20 protein-coding genes are annotated in these 18,990 nt (G+C 64.7%); 10 read left to right on the forward strand and 10 right to left on the reverse strand.

Annotated features, from left to right (window positions below; translation table 11 throughout):
* Positions 1-68: 68 nt before the first annotated feature.
* Positions 69-2,756 carry an aconitate hydratase AcnA gene (gene acnA / locus E5X34_RS17770; protein WP_292567303.1) on the reverse strand — a complete coding sequence of 896 codons (2,688 nt, stop codon included), beginning with the start codon at positions 2,754-2,756 and terminating at the stop codon, positions 69-71.
* 284 nt (positions 2,757-3,040) lie between these two features.
* Here acnA and ccmA point away from each other — a divergent pair, with 284 nt between their 5' ends.
* The 4 genes from ccmA (at position 3,041) to E5X34_RS17790 (ending at position 5,493) form a co-directional block, all read left to right on the forward strand.
* The gene (gene ccmA, locus E5X34_RS17775) at positions 3,041-3,649 is read left to right on the forward strand and encodes a heme ABC exporter ATP-binding protein CcmA (RefSeq protein ID WP_292567507.1); all 609 of its coding nucleotides are present in this window, start codon (positions 3,041-3,043) and stop codon (positions 3,647-3,649) included.
* A gap of 211 nt (positions 3,650-3,860) precedes the next feature.
* Positions 3,861-4,526 carry a heme exporter protein CcmB gene (ccmB, locus tag E5X34_RS17780; RefSeq protein ID WP_292567305.1) on the forward strand — a complete coding sequence of 222 codons (666 nt, stop codon included), beginning with the start codon at positions 3,861-3,863 and terminating at the stop codon, positions 4,524-4,526.
* Positions 4,527-4,744: 218 nt separating this feature from the next.
* Complete coding sequence (gene ccmD, locus E5X34_RS17785; RefSeq protein ID WP_292567307.1) at positions 4,745-4,918, forward strand: heme exporter protein CcmD; 174 nt, start codon at positions 4,745-4,747, stop codon at positions 4,916-4,918.
* The gene (locus E5X34_RS17790; protein WP_292567309.1) at positions 4,915-5,493 is read left to right on the forward strand and encodes a DsbE family thiol:disulfide interchange protein; all 579 of its coding nucleotides are present in this window, start codon (positions 4,915-4,917) and stop codon (positions 5,491-5,493) included. Before ccmD ends, E5X34_RS17790 begins: the two co-directional genes overlap by 4 nt.
* A gap of 160 nt (positions 5,494-5,653) precedes the next feature.
* On the opposite strand, the gene E5X34_RS17795 is transcribed toward E5X34_RS17790, so the two are convergent.
* Positions 5,654-5,818, reverse strand: a complete 165-nt coding sequence (locus E5X34_RS17795) for a hypothetical protein (protein WP_245431577.1) — start codon at positions 5,816-5,818, stop codon at positions 5,654-5,656.
* Between the two features lie 292 nt (positions 5,819-6,110).
* Here E5X34_RS17795 and E5X34_RS17800 point away from each other — a divergent pair, with 292 nt between their 5' ends.
* Both E5X34_RS17800 and E5X34_RS17805 read left to right on the forward strand, forming a co-directional pair.
* Entirely contained in the window at positions 6,111-7,031 is a 921-nt protein-coding gene (locus tag E5X34_RS17800) for an SMP-30/gluconolactonase/LRE family protein (RefSeq protein ID WP_292567311.1), read from the forward strand.
* 159 nt (positions 7,032-7,190) lie between these two features.
* The gene (locus E5X34_RS17805) at positions 7,191-7,397 is read left to right on the forward strand and encodes a 4-oxalocrotonate tautomerase family protein (RefSeq protein ID WP_042645446.1); all 207 of its coding nucleotides are present in this window, start codon (positions 7,191-7,193) and stop codon (positions 7,395-7,397) included.
* A 213-nt stretch (positions 7,398-7,610) separates the two neighbouring features.
* On the opposite strand, the gene E5X34_RS17810 is transcribed toward E5X34_RS17805, so the two are convergent.
* The 8 genes from E5X34_RS17810 to E5X34_RS17845 form a co-directional block, all read right to left on the reverse strand.
* Positions 7,611-8,156 carry an NADPH-dependent FMN reductase gene (locus E5X34_RS17810; protein WP_292567313.1) on the reverse strand — a complete coding sequence of 182 codons (546 nt, stop codon included), beginning with the start codon at positions 8,154-8,156 and terminating at the stop codon, positions 7,611-7,613.
* Positions 8,157-8,192: 36 nt separating this feature from the next.
* Positions 8,193-8,813 (reverse strand): pyridoxamine 5'-phosphate oxidase family protein, encoded by a 621-nt coding sequence (locus tag E5X34_RS17815; RefSeq protein WP_292567314.1) that lies wholly within the window; start codon positions 8,811-8,813, stop codon positions 8,193-8,195.
* 66 nt (positions 8,814-8,879) lie between these two features.
* Positions 8,880-9,536, reverse strand: a complete 657-nt coding sequence (locus E5X34_RS17820; RefSeq protein ID WP_126080443.1) for a septation protein A — start codon at positions 9,534-9,536, stop codon at positions 8,880-8,882.
* A gap of 63 nt (positions 9,537-9,599) precedes the next feature.
* Positions 9,600-11,372 (reverse strand): signal recognition particle-docking protein FtsY, encoded by a 1,773-nt coding sequence (gene ftsY, locus E5X34_RS17825; RefSeq protein WP_292567316.1) that lies wholly within the window; start codon positions 11,370-11,372, stop codon positions 9,600-9,602.
* Between the two features lie 15 nt (positions 11,373-11,387).
* Positions 11,388-12,701, reverse strand: a complete 1,314-nt coding sequence (gene mtaB / locus E5X34_RS17830; protein ID WP_292567318.1) for a tRNA (N(6)-L-threonylcarbamoyladenosine(37)-C(2))-methylthiotransferase MtaB — start codon at positions 12,699-12,701, stop codon at positions 11,388-11,390.
* Entirely contained in the window at positions 12,701-13,585 is an 885-nt protein-coding gene (dapF, locus tag E5X34_RS17835; RefSeq protein WP_292567319.1) for a diaminopimelate epimerase, read from the reverse strand. Before dapF ends, mtaB begins: the two co-directional genes overlap by 1 nt.
* Positions 13,586-13,739: 154 nt before the next feature.
* Positions 13,740-13,901 (reverse strand): DUF1328 family protein, encoded by a 162-nt coding sequence (locus E5X34_RS17840; RefSeq protein WP_292567321.1) that lies wholly within the window; start codon positions 13,899-13,901, stop codon positions 13,740-13,742.
* A gap of 62 nt (positions 13,902-13,963) precedes the next feature.
* Positions 13,964-14,971 carry an MBL fold metallo-hydrolase gene (locus E5X34_RS17845; protein ID WP_292567323.1) on the reverse strand — a complete coding sequence of 336 codons (1,008 nt, stop codon included), beginning with the start codon at positions 14,969-14,971 and terminating at the stop codon, positions 13,964-13,966.
* A gap of 125 nt (positions 14,972-15,096) precedes the next feature.
* On the opposite strand from E5X34_RS17845, the gene E5X34_RS17850 reads away from it, so the two are divergent.
* The 4 genes from E5X34_RS17850 to mdh all read left to right on the forward strand — a co-directional run bounded on the left by E5X34_RS17850 (position 15,097) and on the right by mdh (position 18,952).
* Entirely contained in the window at positions 15,097-15,534 is a 438-nt protein-coding gene (locus tag E5X34_RS17850) for a VOC family protein (RefSeq protein WP_292567325.1), read from the forward strand.
* A 198-nt stretch (positions 15,535-15,732) separates the two neighbouring features.
* Positions 15,733-16,290, forward strand: a complete 558-nt coding sequence (locus tag E5X34_RS17855; protein ID WP_245456270.1) for a protease inhibitor Inh/omp19 family protein — start codon at positions 15,733-15,735, stop codon at positions 16,288-16,290.
* 177 nt (positions 16,291-16,467) lie between these two features.
* Entirely contained in the window at positions 16,468-17,667 is a 1,200-nt protein-coding gene (gene zapE / locus E5X34_RS17860; protein ID WP_292567327.1) for a cell division protein ZapE, read from the forward strand.
* Between the two features lie 316 nt (positions 17,668-17,983).
* The gene (gene mdh / locus E5X34_RS17865; RefSeq protein ID WP_292567329.1) at positions 17,984-18,952 is read left to right on the forward strand and encodes a malate dehydrogenase; all 969 of its coding nucleotides are present in this window, start codon (positions 17,984-17,986) and stop codon (positions 18,950-18,952) included.
* Positions 18,953-18,990: the final 38 nt, after the last annotated feature.

The following is an 18,990-nucleotide window of genomic DNA, read 5'->3' on the forward strand; positions in this document are numbered from 1 at the left end:
GTAGGGCAGTAGGGCAGTAGGGAGTGTCTTTCCCTACTCCCTTACTGCCCTACTCCCTTATTCCCCTATTAGGCAGCCAAATCCCGCAGCACGTACTGCAGGATGCCGCCGTTCTTGAAGTAGTCGAGCTCATCCAGCGTATCGATGCGGCAGATGATCGGCACGTTCTTCACCGTGCCGTCGCCATAGGTCACCTTGGCCACCATCTTCTGGCGCGGCTTGATCGCGTCCAGGCCGTCGATCTCGACCAGCTCGTCGCCCTTCAGATTGAGGGAGGCCCATGAGGTGCCTTCCTCGAAGACGAAGGGGATGACGCCCATGCCGACCAGGTTCGAGCGGTGGATGCGCTCGAAGGACTGGGCGATGACCGCGCGGACACCGAGGAGATTCGTTCCCTTGGCCGCCCAGTCGCGCGAGGAGCCGTTGCCGTATTCAACGCCGGCGAAGATCACCAGCGGCACGCCGTCCTTCTTGTACTCCATCGCCGCGTCGTAGATCGACATCTCCTCCTTGGAAGGATAGTGGATCGTGTAGCCGCCCTCGCGACCGTTCTCGCCCAGCATGTGGTTGCGGATGCGGATGTTGGCGAAGGTGCCGCGCATCATCACCTCGTGATTGCCGCGCCGCGTGCCGTACTGGTTGAAGTCAGCGACGCCGACGCCATGCTCGGTGAGGTACTTGCCGGCCGGCGAGGCGGCCTTGATCGAACCCGCCGGCGAGATGTGGTCGGTGGTGATCTTGTCGCCGAAGAGGCCGAGCACGCGCGCGCCCTTGATGTCGCCGACCTTGCCGAAGGCGCGGCCCATGCCGGCGAAATAGGGCGGGTTCTGCACATAGGTCGAATGGTCGTCCCAGGCATAGGTCTGGCCTTCCGGCGCCTTGACCTTCTGCCAGTAGGCGTCGCCCTTGAAGACGTCGGCATATTTGCGGGCGAACAACTCGCGCGTGACGTTCTTCTCGATGAACTCCTGGATCTCGGCCGAGGTCGGCCAGATGTCCTTGAGATAGACCGGCTTGCCGTCGCTGCCCTCGCCGAGCGGCTCGGTGGTCAGGTCCTTGGTCACCGTGCCGGCCAGCGCATGCGCCACCACCAGCGGCGGCGAGGCGAGGTAATTCGCCTGCACGTCCGGCGAGACGCGGCCTTCGAAGTTGCGGTTGCCGGAAAGCACCGCGGCAGCAATCAAACCTTTGTCGTTGATGGTCTTGGAGATCGGCGCCGGCAGCGGGCCGGAATTGCCGATGCAGGTAGTACAGCCGAAGCCGACCAGGTTGAAGCCGATCTGGTCGAGTTCCTTCTGCAGGCCGGATTTTTCCAGATATTCGGCGACCACCTGGCTGCCGGGGGCGAGCGAGGTTTTCACCCACGGCTTCTGCTTCAGGCCGACGCGGTTGGCGTTGCGAGCAAGCAAGCCGGCGCCGATCAGCACGCTCGGGTTGGAGGTGTTGGTGCAGGACGTGATGGCGGCGATGACGACGTCGCCATGGCCAAGATCGTGGCCGGTGCCTTCGACCGCATAGCGCTTCGAGATCTCGGCGGCCTTCTTGTATTCGGTCTCCATCGCCTTGGCGAAGCCGGCCGGAACGTCCTGCAGGGCGACGCGGCCTTCGGGGCGCTTCGGCCCGGCCATCGACGGCACGACATCGCCGAGGTCGAGCTCGAGCAGGTCGGTGAAGACCGGATCGGCCGAGCCGGCGTCACGCCACATGCCTTGCGCCTTCGAATAGGCCTCGACCAGGGCGATGCGGCTTTCCTCGCGGCCGGACATGGTGAGGTAGCGGATGGTTTCCGAGTCGACCGGGAAGAAGCCGCAGGTCGCGCCATATTCCGGCGCCATGTTGCCGATGGTGGCGCGGTCGGCCAGCGTCATGTTGGACAGGCCCGGGCCGAAGAACTCGACGAACTTGCCGACGACGCCCTTCTTGCGCAGCATCTGGGTGACGGTGAGCACCAGGTCGGTGGCGGTGACGCCTTCCTTGAGCCTGCCGGTGAGGCGGAAGCCGATGACCTCCGGCAGAAGCATGGAGACCGGCTGGCCGAGCATCGCGGCCTCGGCCTCGATGCCGCCGACGCCCCAACCGAGCACGCCGAGCCCGTTGATCATGGTGGTGTGCGAATCGGTGCCGACGCAGGTGTCGGGATAGGCGACCGTCTCGCCGTCTTCCGAGTTGGTCCACACCACCTGCCCCAGATATTCGAGATTGACCTGGTGGCAGATGCCGGTGCCGGGCGGCACGACGCGGAAGTTGCGGAAGGCCTGCTGGCCCCATTTCAGGAACTTGTAGCGCTCCTCGTTGCGCTCATATTCGAGCTCGACATTGCGGGCGAAGGCCATCGGCGTGCCGAACTCGTCGACGATGACGGAATGGTCGATGACGAGGTCGACCGGCACCAGCGGGTTGATCTTTTCAGGGTCACCGCCGAGCGCCTTGATGCCGTCGCGCATGGCGGCGAGGTCGACCACGGCCGGAACCCCGGTGAAATCCTGCATGAGCACGCGGGCCGGGCGATAGGCGATCTCGACGCCGGCGGTGCCCTTGTCGGTCAGCCAGGCGGCGACCGCCTGGATCGATTCCTTGGTGACGGAGCGGCCGTCTTCGTTGCGGAGCAGGTTCTCCAGCAGCACCTTCATAGAATAGGGCAGCTGGGCGATGCCGGTGAGGCCATTCTTCTCGGCCTCAACGAGGTCGAAATAGACATAGTCCGCACCCGCGGTCAGGGTGCGGCGGCAATTGAAACTGTCGAGGGATTTTGACACGTGCGATCCGTCCTTGTCTGTTCAGCCTGAAAGGGAACGGACGCCGATGGCATGCAATCACGCGCAAAGGTGCGGGTACGGCCATTTCCGCTGTCCGCTCCCAAGCAACCCGAGCCGTTCAAGGCGGCGCGTGCGCTGGTTCGGCGCTAATTCTGTTCCCGCGCCGACCGCTGGCACGGATGAACCGCATATAGAGAATTTCCTGGAATAGTTCTAGACAGACAAAAGGCAAATTTGTGCGATGCGGCGACGGCCGCGAAACGGTGCTTTCGGAACGGGCAATGATGCGGCTGATCGCCGAAAATCTGGGCGGCGAGCGCGGCGGCGAGGCGGTTTTTTCCGGCATCGGCTTTGCGCTCGACCAGGGCGAGGCGCTCATCGTCACCGGGCCGAACGGCTCGGGCAAATCGACCCTGCTGAGGGTAGTCGCCGGGCTGCTGCCGGTTGCCGCGGGCAAGGTGCTGGTCGAAGGCGGCGGCGAGGCTTTCCCGACGGTCGCCTCCGCCTCGCATTATCTCGGCCATCTCAACGCGATGAAGACGGCGCTCAGCGTCGAGGAGAATCTCGGCTTCTGGCGGGCCCTCCAGGGCGAACCGGCATTGAGCGTCGAAGACGCGCTGGAGACTGTGGCGCTCGGCGGGCTTGGGCATCTGCCCTTCGGCTATCTGTCGACCGGGCAAAGGCGGCGGGTGTCGATCGCCAAGCTTCTGGTCAGCCATAGACCGGTATGGCTGCTGGATGAGCCGACGGCGGGGCTGGACAAGGCTTCGGAGGAGCGGTTCGCGGGGCTGATGCGGGGCCATCTCGAGGGCGGAGGGATCGTGGTGGCGGCGACGCATCTGCCGCTGGGGCTGGAGGGGGCGCGCGAGCTGCAAATGAAGGTAGGTCATTGATGTCGGTGCTCTACGGCGCCCCCCTCTGGCCTGCCGGCCATCTCCCCCACTTGGGGGGAGATTGGCAGCTTCGGCGCCCCGCTCACCCTGCCAAGGTTAGTGATTGGCGAAATCGTCTGCGACGGCTGATCTCCCCCCTTGTGGGGGAGATGCCCGGCAGGGCAGAGGGGGGCGCGAAGGAACGCAAACCCTGCAAAGGGATCACGACGTAATGTGGGCCCTCTTCCTCCGCGACATCCGCCTTTCCATCCGTGCCGGCGGCGGCGCGCTGGTCGGCGTCATCTTCTTTCTCGCCGTCATCGTCACCATACCGTTCGGCGTCGGGCCCGACCTCAATCTTCTGTCGCGCATCGGCCCGGCGATCCTGTGGATCGCGGCGCTGCTCGCCTGCCTGCTCGGGCTCGACCGGCTCTTCCAGGCCGACCGGGAGGACGGCTCGCTTGATCTTCTTGTCCTCAACGGCGACCGGCACATGCTGGCGCTGACGGTGCTGACGAAATGCCTGGCGCATTGGGCGGGCAGCGTGTTGCCGCTGGTTATCGCCGCTCCTTTGCTCGGCCTGTTCATGAACATGGAGCCGCTGGGCATCGGCGCCACGGCGCTGACGCTGCTCATCGGCACGCCGGCCATCACCTTCATCGGCGCGGCGGGTGCGGCGGTAGCCGTGGCGCTGCCGCGCGGCGGGCTGCTGATTTCGGTGCTGGTGCTGCCGCTCACCATTCCGGTGCTGATCTTCGGCGTTTCGGCAAGCTATGGCGCCGTCGCCGATCCGGCGCCGTTCCTGCAGCCCTTCCTCATTCTTGCCGCGCTGACATTGTTTCTTGCGGTGGTCGGGCCCCTGGCGGCGGCGCTGGCCCTGCGGCACGGGACGGACTGATGCGACAAGGACGTTCATTTCGCTGCGGCGCCGAGACAATTGCGGGAAATCCGCGGCGGGGCTAGACCAATCCACGAAAAGCGCGAGCGGTTTTTCCGTCAGGAATTGCGTCAGAACAAGGAAATGGAGCGGATCACTGTCTCTATCAGACGGTGAAACGCTCAGAGGAAAGACATGATCGAAACGACTGGCATGACGGAGAATGGGGAGCGGTCGACATGAGCGCGCACGCCCTGTTCGTCACCGCCGCCTATGCCATCACGGCGATCGTGTTGGCCGGGCTGATCGGCTGGATCCTGCTCGACCAGCGGGCGCGCAAGCGCGAGCTCGCGGCGCTGGAAGCAGCCGGTGTGCGCAGGCGTTCGGACAAATCCGGAGCGGCAAAGCCATGAGCACCGGGACCGAAGCTCCGGCGCCGCGCCGCCGCCTGTTCGTGCTTTTGCCGCTGCTGGTGTTCCTGGGGCTGGCGGGGCTGTTCCTGTCGCAGCTTCTGTCGGGCCGCGATGTTGCCGAGATCCCCTCGGCGCTGATCGGCCTGCCGGCGCCGCAGACCAGCTTGCCGCCGCTGGAAGGGGTGAACCTGCCAGGGCTCGATTCCAAAAGCTTTGCCGGCAAGGTGACGCTGGTCAATGTGTTCGCGTCCTGGTGCGCGCCGTGCCGCGAAGAGCATCCGGTTCTGCTTGGCCTGTCGCAGGACAAGCGCTTCACGCTTGCGGCGCTGAATTACAAGGACCAGCCGGAAAACGCCCGCCGCTTCCTCGGCGATCTCGGCAATCCCTATCAGGCCATCGGCGTCGATCCGGCCGGACGCGCGGCGATCGACTGGGGCGTGTATGGCGTGCCGGAAACCTTCGTCATCGGCAAGGACGGCAAGATCGCCTACAAGCATGTCGGGCCGCTGACACCCGACTCCGTGAGGACTTTGCTGTTGCCGCAGATCGAAAAGGCCTTGGCTGCGCCGGGTTGACGCCCCCTCATCCGGCCGCTTCGCCCCCGAGGGGAGAAGAGGTCGGCGCCGGCGCTTACCTGCTCCTCTCCTCTCGGGGAGAGGTCGGATTGCCCCGAATTGCCCTTCGCAATTCGGTTGGCGATCCGGGTGAGGGGGAATTGCCCTCGACCGAAAACGCTCAGCCGTAGATCTGCTTGCGGATCTGATAGAGCATCTCGGAACGGTCGGCGCGCAGATCGGCGAGATCGCGGCCGGACAGGTTCTCGATTTCGGCGACGAGGCGGTTGTACTGACGGCGCTTGGCGATGCTGGCGCGAGCGCGGGAAACAAGATTGTCGAACATGACAGGGTTCCTTTCATGCCGCACTGCTGCGGCCGGTTGTTCCTCCCTGACAATTGCGAGCATGACATAGGAATGGTGCGTTGCAAAAGAAAGATGTTGCAATGCACCATTGCAGCCAGCGCATAGCCGGTTAACCGCGGGCTAGCGGGCCCATGCATTCGGCATGGCGGCCTTTGGCGCGCGCTTCACGCAGTCTCATCCGTTTTGTCATACAAATTACAGGCCTGCCGTCTTGCCAGAATGACCGCGGGCTGGCTTGATCCGCCCGTCACCTGATGCCGGGAGGAAACGCATGGCGGCCGCTGACTATTACGAAATTCTCGATCCGCGCTTCGCGCGCCTGTTCAACGGCAGCGCGCAGGTGGAAAAGCTGTTCACCGGATGCCGTTGGGCGGAAGGGCCGGCCTGGTTCGCCGCCGGCCGCTATGTCGTCTGGTCCGACATCCCGAACAACCGCATGCTGCGCTATGACGAGACCGACGGCAGCGTCAGCGTGTTCCGCCAGCCCTCCGGCAATTCCAACGGCAACACGGTCGACCGGCAGGGCCGGCTGGTGACCTGCGAGCATTCCGGCCGCCGCGTCAGCCGCACGGAATTCGACGGCTCGATCAGCACCATCGCCGACAAATGGAAAGGCAAGCGGCTGAACTCGCCCAACGACGTGGTGGTGCGTTCCGACGGCTCGATCTGGTTCACCGATCCGAGCTACGGCATCGACACCGACTATGAAGGCGACAAGGCGGAAAGCGAGATCGGCGCCTGCAATGTCTACCGGGTCGATCCGGAGACCGGCGATGTCGAGGCCGTCATCACCGACATGGTGCGGCCGAACGGGCTCGCCTTCTCGCTGGACGAAAGCCTGCTCTATGTCGCCGACACCGGCCGCACGCATGGCGAGAAGAACCCGGCGCATATACGCGTCTTCACTGTCGGCAAGCACGGCAAGAAGGTTTCGGGCGGCAAGGTCTTCGCCGACTGTACCGCCGGCCTGTTCGACGGCTTCCGGCTCGATTCCGACGGGCGCATCTGGACAAGCGCTGCCGACGGTATCCATTGCTACGACCCGGACGGCACGCTGATCGGCAAGGTCAAGGTGCCGGAAGTGACCGCCAACTGCGTGTTCGGCGGCAACAAGCTGAACTGCCTCTACATCGCCGGCACCACCTCGCTCTACGTGGTGCGGCTGATGGTGAACGGGGCGAAGACTTATTGAGACTGCTCAAGGCGCTTCTCTGGCCTTTGCTCGCCTTTCTGCGCATTCCCGCAGCGCCCGCCGCGCTGCGGTTCCCGCAACCAACGCCATCCGCTTTGCCGGAGCGAATTGCCAAACCGTCGCCTGACGCCAACCGGCACAACCCAAGGGGAGGACATCATGCCATTCGTCAACATCCGCATCGTCAAGGAAGTGATCGCCGCCGATCCGGCCGGCAAGAAGGCTGACATCGCCAAGAAGGTAACTTCGGCCATCATGGAGGCCACCGGGCTTGGCAACAACGATGTCTGGGTGGTGTTCGAGGAGGTCAACGCCCGCGACTGGTATGTCGGCAAGACCGATGTCGAGACGCTGCGGAAGGGGTAGGCTACAGTTCGAGTGCCTGCGCGGTCCTTCGGCGAGGGGCAGAGGTATGGGCGCTCCCCTCGCGTTCGTCATCCTCGGGCTTGACCCGAGGATCCATTCCGTGACTTTCGACGTCGAGCGCGACGGTGCAGAATTCTATAATCGCCGCAACGCCTTAGCGTCACGGAATGGATCCTAGGGTCTGCGCCGCGTCGCTTCGCTCCTTGCTTCGCCCTAGGATGACGAGGCTATGTTGGCGCGAATAAATCTTGCGAACCCCTGCACCGCATCGCGCATCGCCTGGCGGTTCGCATTCTCCGCCAGAATAGCCTCCACCTCCCCTAGCTTCTTGCCCAGCAGCGCGATCTCCAGTGTCTCCTCATACATCGCGAACGACATCGTCCGCATGATCTCGGCGAGCGCCGCCCGCGCGTAGAGCGAGCGGGGCGAGGCGTGGACCAGCATTGCCGGCTTGCCCACGGCGGCGTCGCGCGAGACCAGCCAGTCGAGCGCGTTCTTCATGCCGCCGGGCACGCCATGCGCATATTCGGGGCAGGAGACGATGACGCCATCAGCGCGGGTGATCATCTCGATCAGGCGCGCCGCTTCGGGCGGCGTGCGCTCGCCCTCATCGTCGGGGTTGAAGATCGGCAGCCGGCCGAGCCCGTCATAGACCTGGACGCTACAGTCGTCAGGGGCATTGGCGGCCAGGGCGGCAAGCAGGGCCGAATTGGTCGACGCGGCGCGCAGGCTGCCCGATATGGCGATGATTTCGATCAAGGGAGACCGGACGAAGGGTTGAGTCGTCCCGGAAGCCTACCACATGGTCTGCCGGTAATCGTCGTCCAGCTCGCGGTCGATCTCGCCGGCGCTTTCGCTCAGCGCCAGCTGGTCGCGGATGATCTGGCCGAGCGTCGGCAACATCGCGCGGTCGTACCAGGTCTCGGGCTTCCAGAGATCGGAGCGCATGAAGGCCTTGGCGCAGTGCATGTAGGCGGCCTTGACGGTCACCACGATGACGCTCTGCGGCTCCTTGCCGTCGACCGCCAGGCGTTCGCGCAAGGTGGGATCGACGGTGATGCGGGCGTCGCCATTGACGCGCAGCGTCTCGTTCATGCCGGGGATCAGGAAGAGCAGCCCGACCGACGGGTTGCGGATGATGTTTTCCAGCGTGTCCAGCCGGTTGTTGCCGGGACGGTCTGGAATGGCGATGGTGTTGTTGTCGAGGATGGCGGTGAAGCCGGGCTTGTCGCCCTTGGGCGTCACGTCGGCATTGCCGGCGCCGTCGGAGGATCCGATCAGCACGAAGGGGCTCTTGCCGATGAAGGAGCGGCAATGGCCGTCGAGGCTCTTCAGTTCCTTCCGGATCGAACCGTCGGTCGGCCGAGGCGTCTTGTAGATCGTCCTCAGCTCGTCATGCGTGGTGAGGAATTCCATGTCGCCCCCTCTTATTCTGGCGCAATTCCGGACGGAAAACCGCGTCACACTTTTCCTGGAATTGCTTTAGTTCCCGGCCTTCTCTTCCTTGGCTTTTTCCTCGAGCGAGTGGCGCATGATCAGCGGCATCTGGCTGAAGGTGAACAGCAGGGTGATCGGAATCGTGCCCCAGACCTTGAAATATAGCCAGGTCGCCTCGGAGAAGTTGCGCCACATGACCTCGTTGAGCACGGCCAGGAACAGGAAGAAAAGGCCCCAGCGGAAGGTCAGCTTGCGCCAGCCCTCGGCATCGAGCTGGAAGGCGGAATCGAAGACGTAGCCGAGCAGCGAGCGGCCGAACAGCAGCCCGCCGAGCAGGGTTACGCCGAACAGCGAGTTGATGATCGTCGGCTTCATGAAAGCGAAGGTCTTGTCCTGCAGGTAAAGCGCCAGCGCGCCGAAGACGAAGACGACGATCGCCGAGACCAGCGGCATCAGCGGCAGGCTGCGCGTCAGCAGCCAGGAGACGCCGAGCGAAAGCGCGGTCGCGACCATGAAGAAGGCGGTGGCGATCAGGATCGGCTCGCCGAGATGGGCAAGCACCGGGAATTTTTCGGCCAGCCACTCGCCGCGGATGGTGGTGAAGAAGAACACCAGGCCCGGCCCCAGCTCGAGCAGGAATTTCAGGCCGGGGTTCATCGGCTTGCGGCGTGGATCGGACGGGTCGCGTTCGAGGATGTTCATAAAATTCCTTCTTGCGCATGATCTGGCCGAAAAGCAGGCGGCCTTCCAAGATCACGCCTTTGTTCAGGCGACGCCGGCGATCGCCCTGGCAAATTCGCTGGCCGAAAACGGTTCGAGGTCGTCGACCTGCTCGCCGACACCAATGAAATAGACAGGCAGCCGGTGCTTGGCGGCGATCGCCACCAGAATACCGCCGCGGGCCGTGCCGTCCAGCTTGGTCATCACCAGCCCGTTGACGCCGGCGACGTTGCGGAAGATCTCGACCTGGTTCAGCGCATTCTGGCCGGTGGTGGCGTCAACCGTCTGCAGCACCGTGTGCGGCGCCTCCGGGTCGAGTTTTCCGAGCACGCGCACGATCTTCTCCAGCTCCGCCATCAGCTCGGTCTTGTTCTGCAGCCGGCCGGCCGTGTCGATGATCAAAACGTCGGAGCCGGCCTCCTTGGCCTTCTCGAAGGCGTCATAGGCGAGGCCCGCCGCGTCGGCGCCGAGCTTGGTGGCGATGACGGGCGATTTCGTGCGCTCACCCCAGATTTTCAGCTGCTCGATCGCGGCGGCGCGGAACGTGTCGCCGGCGGCCAGCATCACCTTGAGGCCGCCATCGGTGAGCTTGGCGGCCAATTTGCCGATGGTGGTGGTCTTGCCGGTGCCGTTGACGCCGACGACCAGGATGACATGCGGCTTGTGGCTGAGGTCGAGCTCGAGCGGTTTTGCCACCGGCGTCAGCACCTTCTCCACCTCCGCGGCCATCACGGTGCGGACCTCGGAGTCGGAGACGTCGCGGCCGTAACGGCTGGAGGCAAGCGAATCGGTGACGCGCAGCGCCGTCTCCACGCCGAGATCGGCGCGGATCAGCACGTCCTCCAGGTCCTGCAGCGTGTCCTCATCCAGCTTTCGCTTGGTGAAGACGCCGGCAATGTTGCCGGTGAGCTCGCGGGACGAGCGGGCGAGCCCTTCGCGCATGCGCTGGAACCAGGAGCGCCGAGGCGCCGGCTCCGGGACCTTTACCGGCTCGGCCTTCTGCTCGACCTTTTTCGAGACCGTCACCTTGCCGACGGAGGGGGATGGCGGCGACGGCACAGCCTCGGGCTCTGGTGCTATCTCGGCAAGGATCGGTTGCGGCTCGACGGGCGCGGGCTGCCGAATAGGAGGCGCGATTTCGGCTTCGGCTTCGGCAGATGGCTCTCGAGGCGCAACGCCAGCCTCTGCTGAGCTTGGCTCGATGGAGGGCACCTCGGCTGGCGGCACCTCGATCGGTGTCGGCGTCTCTGCGGGCGCTTCGCCGGGCGTCGGCACCTCCACAGGCGCAGGCTCAGGCAGCGGTTCAGGGCGCGAAGGCTCGATGTCCGGCTGAGCCGGCTCAGGGGCGGGCACTTCCTGCGGCGCAGGTTCTGGCGCCGGCGCGGGCAAGGGCTCGGGTTGTGCCGGCGGCACTTCCTCGGGGGCCGGCGGCTCGGGCTTCTCGGGCGCCGGTTGCGGCTCCTCCTCCGGCTCAGGCTGCGGCAGCGGTTCCGGCTCGGCGGGGATGATGGGCTCCGGCGTCGGCGGGATGCCCGGCGCAGGCTTGGCTTTCGGCTCTTCAGGGGGCGGCTGTGGCGCGGCCCCGCCGGCGCTTTCACCCCGCCCCGCCACTTCGTGGCGACCCTCCTCATCGAGGGGAGGGTGGGGTGCTGGCTCCTGCTCGCGCGCCAGAATCTCCGGCGCTGCTTGATCGGCCTCCGGCTTCAGCGCGTCCAGCTGATCCCATTTGATCGGCGGCAGCGGGGCCGTTTCATCGACGCGCTCCTCGACGACCTCTTTCTTGCCGAACGAAAATATCTTCTTGAAAAAACCAGCCATGCGTCTCGCAGTTTCTCAGGCGGCTTGCGCGGCAAGCGGAGCCGCAATCAGTCGGGCGCCGTCATGGCCGGTGATCACGGCATCGACGATCTCGCCGGGCGCGCCGGCGCCGATCGCGGCCAGCGTGAAACCTTCAGTGCGGCCGAGACCGTCGCGTTCGATCAGGATCGACTGCCGCGTGCCGGGGAGCGAGGTTAAATGACGGCGATAGGCGGCCTCGCCGGCGGCGCGCAGCCTTGCGGCGCGCGCCTTCACCACCTCGCGGCGGACCTGCGGCATGCGCGCCGCGGGCGTGCCTTCGCGCGGGCTGAACGGGAAAACGTGCAGATGTGTCAGCCCGCATTCCTCGACGATCCGTTCTGAATTCTCGAACATCGCCTCGGTCTCGGTCGGGAAGCCGGCGATAATGTCGGCGCCGAACACGATTTCAGGACGCAGCTTGCGCACGTCCTCGCAGAAGCGGATCGACTGGTCGCGCAGATGGCGGCGCTTCATGCGCTTCAGGATCATGTCGTCGCCCGATTGCAGCGACAGGTGGAGATGCGGCATCAGCCTCTGTTCAGTGGCGATGGCGTCGAGCAGGTCGTCGTCGGCCTCAATGGAATCGATCGAGGAGAGCCTGAGCCGCTTCACGTCGGGCACCTGGCGCAGGATAGTCTTCACCAGTTTGCCGAGCTTCGGGCTGCCCGGCAGGTCGGCGCCGAAGCTGGTCATGTCAACGCCGGAGAGCACGATCTCGGCATAGCCGTTGCCGGCAAGGCGCTTCACCTGCTCGACCACGGCGCCCATCGGTACGGAACGCGAATTGCCGCGGCCATAGGGGATGATGCAGAAGGTGCAGCGATGGTCGCAGCCGTTCTGCACCTGCACGAAGGCGCGCGCCCGGCCTTCGATGGCGTCGACCATGTGGCCTGCCGTCTCGCGCACCGAAAAGATGTCATTGACGCGCGCCTTCTCGGTGTCGTTGACGCCGAAATCGGGCAGCGCGCGGTAGGAGTTGGCCTTGAGCTTCTCCTCATTGCCAAGCACGAGGTCGACCTCGTCCATGGCGGTGAAGTTGTGCGGTTCGGTCTGCGCCGCGCAGCCAGTGACGATGATGCGGGCTGAAGGGTTCTCGCGGCGCGCCTTGCGAATCGCCTGCTTGGCCTGGCGCACCGCCTCCGCCGTGACGGCGCAGGTGTTGAAGATGACGGCGCCGCCCTGCAGCGCGCCGAGACCGGCGCTCTCGGCCTCGCGGCGCATCACTTCCGATTCATAGGTATTGAGGCGGCAGCCGAAGGTGACGACGTCGATACCGTTGGTGACCGCGCCTTTCTCAAGGGCGGACATCAGGCGGCGCTTTCGGTGTCGCGGGCCCAGGCGCCGGTCGACGGATCGAAGCTGCCGGAAAATTCCCATTCGGCGGCACCCGTCAGGATGACGTGGTCGTCGTCGCGCCATTCGACATGCAATTCGCCGCCGCCCGGCGTCAGCAGCGAGACGCTGCGGCCAGTGCGCCTGGTGCGCGCTGCTGCCACCACGGCGGCGCAGGCCGCCGAGCCGCAGGCCTTGGTAAGGCCGGCGCCGCGCTCCCAGGTGCGGATGATCATGGTTTGAGGCGACGTCACCTGGGCGATGGTGATGTTGGCGCGCTCGGGAAAGATCGGGTGGTTCTCGAGCAGCGGGCCGAAACGGTCGAGCTCGTAGGACCAGACGTCTTTGTCGACCCAGAAGATGGCGTGTGGGTTGCCCATAGACACGGCCGAGGGCGAATGCAGCACCGGCGCGTCGATCGGGCCGATCTGCAATTCGATCATGCGGGTGTCGCGGAACTCTTCCGCCAGCGGGATCTCCCGCCAGCCGAAGCGCGGCTTGCCCATGTCGACCGAGATCGTGCCGTCGGCGTGCTCCTGAGCATTCAAGATGCCGGCGCGGGTCTCGAAGGTGAAGCTCTTCTGGCCGGTCTCGGCAGCCAGAGCCTGGACGACACAGCGCGTGCCGTTGCCGCAGGCCTGCGCGCTGGTGCCGTCGGAATTCAGAATGTCGATATAATAGGCGGTGCCCGGCGTGCGCGCGTCATGGATCGCCATGATCTGGTCGAACTTGGTCGCGGCGTCGGCGTTCAGCGCGATCGCCGCGGCCGGCGTGACCCTGTCGGCACGGCCGCGCATATCGGCAACGATGATCTCGTTGCCGATGCCGTTCATCTTGGCGAAGGGGGCCGTGCCTGCCATTTACCCGGTCATTCCAATCCGTTTGGCCAATCCATTTGGCCGCTATATGGCGGAAACGGGCGGGAATTACCAGTCCGGCTCTTGTCTCGGTCACCGCGAAACGTCGCGTCGGCGACGACCTCGCGGTCGCGCCGCGACGACCAAGTGGTCGCGCTTAAGTTACCGCGAAGACGCCGAGCACGATCAGCAGGAAGATGATCAGCACGATGCCGATGAGGACGCGCGCTCCCGTGGCGGCGGCTCCGGCCAGCGCCGGCATGCCGAGCAGGCTGGCGGCAGCGGCAATGATGAGAAGAATGATGATCCACCTGATCATGGGAAGCTCCGAGCGAAATTGCGTCGCGAAACCAACGCTTTTCGCAGGTTTGGGTTCCTTCGTCAGATAGCCGGTATGTCCCAGACCTCACCAGGACGCATGGCGCGAAAACGCTCCGGCGGCAGGCCGTGCGCCTCAAGCGCCTCGGCCAGTTTTTGCGCCGGCTCCTCGACCGGCTCGTCGGTGAGGTGGAACGTGCCCCAGTGGCAGCCTGCGGCGTGAGCCGCGTTGCAGAGCTTCATGCCGAGAACGGCCTCCTCCGGATTCTGGTGCTGCGGCGCCATGAACCAACGCGGCTCATAGGCGCCGATCGGCAGGATGGCGAGGCGAAAGCCGCCATGCTTTTCTCCCATCAGCCGGTAATTGATGCCGTCATGGAAGCCGGTGTCGCCGGCGAAATAGATGTTGCCGCCCGCCGTTTCGATGACGAAGCCGGCCCAAAGCGCCATGCGGCGGTCGCGCCCGCCGCGCGCCGACCAATGATGCGCCGGCTCGACATGGATGGCGGCGACCCCTGTGTCGATCCTGTCGCCCCAATCATGCGCACTGAGCCGGATGCCGGGCACCGCGCGGTGGATGATGGCGTCGTTGCCGAGCGGCGTGATGATGCGCGCGTCGTGGGCCTCCTTTAGCCGCCTCAGCGTGGCGAGGTCGAGGTGGTCGTAGTGGTTGTGGCTGACCAGGACCAGGTCGATCGGCGGCAGGTCGGCAAAGGCGATGCCCGGCGCATTGACCCTTCTCGGGCCGGCGAAGGTGAAGGGCGAGGCGCGGTCCGACCAGACCGGATCGGTCAGAATATTCAGGCCGGCGGTCTGGATAAGCAATGAGGCGTGTCCGACCATTGTGAGCCTTAGCGCGCCGCCATCCACGCGACCCACCGGCTTCGCCTGCGGGTGAGGGCTCGGAACGGCGGCGGGCCATCTCGCCCGCTTGCCGCTGAATTGCCATCTGAGAAGATCGCCGAAGCGTCCCGGCGGCTTGCCGCCGGGGTTGAAGAACAAGGCACCGTCGAAATGATCGCTATGCGGGCCGCTGTAATAGCGGTTGGCGGTTCTTTTTCTCGCGGCCATTCTCACTCCGCCGGCTCGGTCTCTTCCTGAGATAAGGGTGCGCGGACCTGGCGCAAGCATTTTGCTGGCGAATGCCAATGGGCGGAGCCCGCTTCATCTAGGATCGGGAGCGAGGGGCGATCATCATGGTCATGAAGCGAACCGGGACACCGTGGATGAAGGCCGAGGATTTCGGCCGCTCGCTGCCGCTTGGGGTCGGCGTCAACCTGTTGGTCACCGACATGGCGGCGATGGAGGCCTTTTGCCGCGACGTGCTCGGTGCCCGGATCATCTATGCCGATGAGGATTTCGCGGCGATCGAACTGCTAGGCTCGGTCTTCATGCTGCATGCCGACCATTCCTATCTCGACCACCCGATGACCGGGGTTACTGCAGGCGCCGAAACACGCGGGGCCGGAATCGAACTGCGCCTTTACGGCGCCGACCCGGATCAAATCGAGAAAAAGGCGGCGGCGCTCGGCCACATCGTGCTGGCCGGCTCCATCGATAAGCCGCATGGCCTGCGCGAATGCTATATCGTTGGCCCGGATGGCTATGTATTCGTGCCAAGTGCCCGAACATAGCATTGATATTTCAATAGTTTAGACAATCGCTGCCAGCGACTCTCCGGCGCCGGACCCCGGCTGCGATAAATTTGCAACAGCAACTCCGAAAACCCTATTTTAACCATATCAGGTTGAAATTCTGCCACCTTCCCCATCTTGGTGAAGCGAAGATTACGCGGATGGGCTTCCCCCCGGCCGGATCCGACGGAGGTTTTGATGAATTTTTCGATGACCCGCCCCTTTTCGCGGAGCGGCCTTGTGGCCATCTCGCTGGCCGCGCTGGTTGCGAGCGGCTGCTCGACCTCGCGCTTCTCGTCGATGGACGACCAGCAGCCGGCGCCGCTGACGCCGGCTCCGTCCGGCACGGTGACGCAGAATCAACTGCCGCCGCCAGCCGCCCCCGGCACCACCGATCCGTCGCAATTTCCCACCGCGCCGAAGAACACCCAGGTCGCTTCGCTGCCGCCGGACGGCACCGCGCCCGCCGGCGCCACCGATCTCACCGCGGCCAGCGTCGCCGGCGTGTGGAACGTCAATGTCTCCGGGCAGAGCTGCAAGGTCGCGACGCCGCAGACCAAGTTCGGCGCCGGTTACCGCGCCGGTCCGCTGCACTGCCCGGCGCCGATCGACGGCATCAAGTCGTGGAATGTCGCCGGCAAGCAGCTGACGCTCTACGATGAAAATGGCGGCACGCTGGCCAGGCTCTATTCCTCGGGCGGCGAAAAGTTCGACGGCCAGACTTCCAATGGCCAGCCTATCTCGCTTACAAGGTAGGCTATGCTGATATTCAGGTGAGGCCGGCCTGCGAATGGCGGCTTCCTGCGCTTCCGGTGCTCACGTACGCTCCGCTCCGGTTCTCGGAACCCACCCTTCTCGGCTCGGCCTGACCTGAATCTCAACATAGCCTGGCGCCTCCCTGGAGCATTTTGCTCAAAGTAAATGATGTGAACCATGCACCTGCGTGACGGCCTCCAGACCCACGCGACCGTCAGGCAGCGCTACGACCATCTCGTCCAGAGCGGCGCTGTCGAGCGCGATCCGGCGCAGGAGCATATCGTCGCCGCGCTCGACCGGCTGATCGACGAGATCTCGGCCAAAAGGCTGGCGCAGAAATCGAGCGCGCTGGGCTGGCTGTTCGCGGCCAAGCGGCAGCCGCGCGAGCCCGTCAAAGGCCTCTACATCCATGGCAGCGTCGGTCGCGGCAAGACCATGCTGATGGACATGTTCTTCGAGCTGCTGCCGGTTCGCCGCAAGCGCCGCGTGCATTTCAACGACTTCATGGCCGATGTGCAGGACCGGATCCAGAAACACCGGCAGGCGCGCAAGGAAGGCACGGTCAAAGAGGACGACCCGATCCCGCCGGTCGCCCGGGCGCTCGCCGATCAAGCCTGGGTGCTGTGCTTCGACGAGTTCTCCGTCACCGACATCGCCGACGCCATGATCCTGTCGCGCCTGTTCTCGGCGTTGTTCGCCAATGGCGTGGTGCTGGTCGCCACCTCCAACGTGGCGCCGGAGAACCTTTATCGCGACGGGTTGAACCGCCAGCTCTTTCTGCCGTTCATCTCGCTGCTCGAGCGCAATGCGCATGTGATGACGCTGGATGCCGACAAGGACTACCGCCAGGAAAAGCTAAACCGCCAACCGGTCTATGTCACGCCGGATGACGCTGCGGCCGAGCGCGCGCTGGACGAGGCCTGGAAGGCGATGACGGATGGCCAGCCGACCGGCGAGGTAACGCTGACGCTGAAAGGCCGTCAGCTCATCGTGCCGCGCGCCGCCGGCGACGCGGCGCGTTTTTCCTTCGCCGACCTTTGCGAAAAGCCGCTCGGCGCGCGCGACTATCTGGCCATCGCCGGCCGCTTCTCGACCGTCTTCATCGACCATGTGCCGGTGCTGGGCGAAGGCAAGCGCAACGAGGCCAAGCGCTTCATCCTTCTGATCGACACGCTCTACGACCACCACATGCGGCTGGTGATGAGCGCCGCTGCGGCGCCGAAAGGGCTCTACACGGCCAAACGCGGCACGGAAGTGTTCGAATTCGAGCGCACCGCCTCGCGCCTGGTCGAAATGCAGAGCCGTGACTGGCTCGATGATTGGGCGGAACGGCGGGAGGTGGCGCCGGTGGCGAAGGCAAGGCAGGCGCAGGTATAGCTGCAGCCGGCCGTCGCAGCGCAGGCCGGCAGCGTCAGAAACCAAGCCGTTAATTCACAAGGGCGTCATCGCCGGGATGAGGCCTTCTGATTTCCACGTTCATTGTATAAGTTCGCGTCAGTCGTCTCAGGAACTTTGACGTTTACGTAATTCCCAAAGCATCTAACCGATTGAAAACACTGGGATCAAAATAATCATTTGAATTTTTCTTTGGCCGGCGCTAATGGGTGCGGCGAAATCTCGCGGCTTCCCGCATCCTTTCGGCCTCCCCGGCCCCGTCACGGCACCGTCACAGACAAAGGGAAAACATCCTCACATGGCACGCAACAAGATAGCGCTCATCGGCTCGGGCATGATCGGCGGCACGCTAGCCCATATGATCGGCCTCAAGGATCTCGGCGACGTGGTGCTGTTCGACATCGCCGAGGGCATTCCGCAGGGCAAGGGCCTCGACATCGCGCAGTCTTCCCCCGTCGACGGTTTCGACTCCCGGCTGACCGGCGTCAACGACTATGCCGGCATCGAGGGCGCGGATGTCTGCATCGTCACCGCCGGCGTGCCGCGCAAGCCGGGCATGAGCCGCGACGACCTTCTCGGCATCAACCTCAAGGTCATGGAGCAGGTCGGCGCGGGTCTCAAGAAATACGCGCCGAAGGCCTTCGTCATCTGCATCACCAACCCGCTCGACGCGATGGTCTGGGCGCTGCAGAAGTTCTCCGGCCTGCCGACCAGTCATGTCGTCGGCATGGCCGGCGTGCTCGACAGTGCCCGCTTCCGCTACTTCCTGGCCGAGGAGTTCAAGGTCTCGGTCGAGGACGTCACCGCTTTCGTGCTCGGCGGTCATGGCGACTCGATGGTGCCGATGATCCGCTATTCGACGGTCGCCGGCATCCCGCTGCCGGATCTCGTCAAGATGGGCTGGACCTCGAAGGAGAAGCTCGACCAGATCGTGCAGCGCACCCGCGACGGCGGCGCCGAGATCGTCGGCCTGTTGAAGACCGGCTCGGCCTATTACGCGCCGGCGGCCTCGGCGATCGCCATGGCCGAATCCTACCTCAAAGACAAGAAGCGCGTGCTGCCCTGCGCCGCCCACCTTTCCGGCCAGTATGGCGTCAGGGGAACCTATGTCGGCGTTCCCGTGGTGATCGGCGCCGGCGGCGTCGAGCGCGTCATCGAGATCGACCTGTCGAAGGCAGAGCAGAAGATGTTCGACAATTCGGTCGCGGCCGTCCAGGGCCTAACCGAGGCCTGCACCAAGATCGCCCCGCATCTCGCCAGCAAGTAATCTCGCCGGCAAAGCAATCGTCCTCCCCGGAGATCAAT

It is taken from the genome of Mesorhizobium sp. (genome assembly GCF_004963255.1).
Lineage (GTDB): Bacteria > Pseudomonadota > Alphaproteobacteria > Rhizobiales > Rhizobiaceae > Mesorhizobium.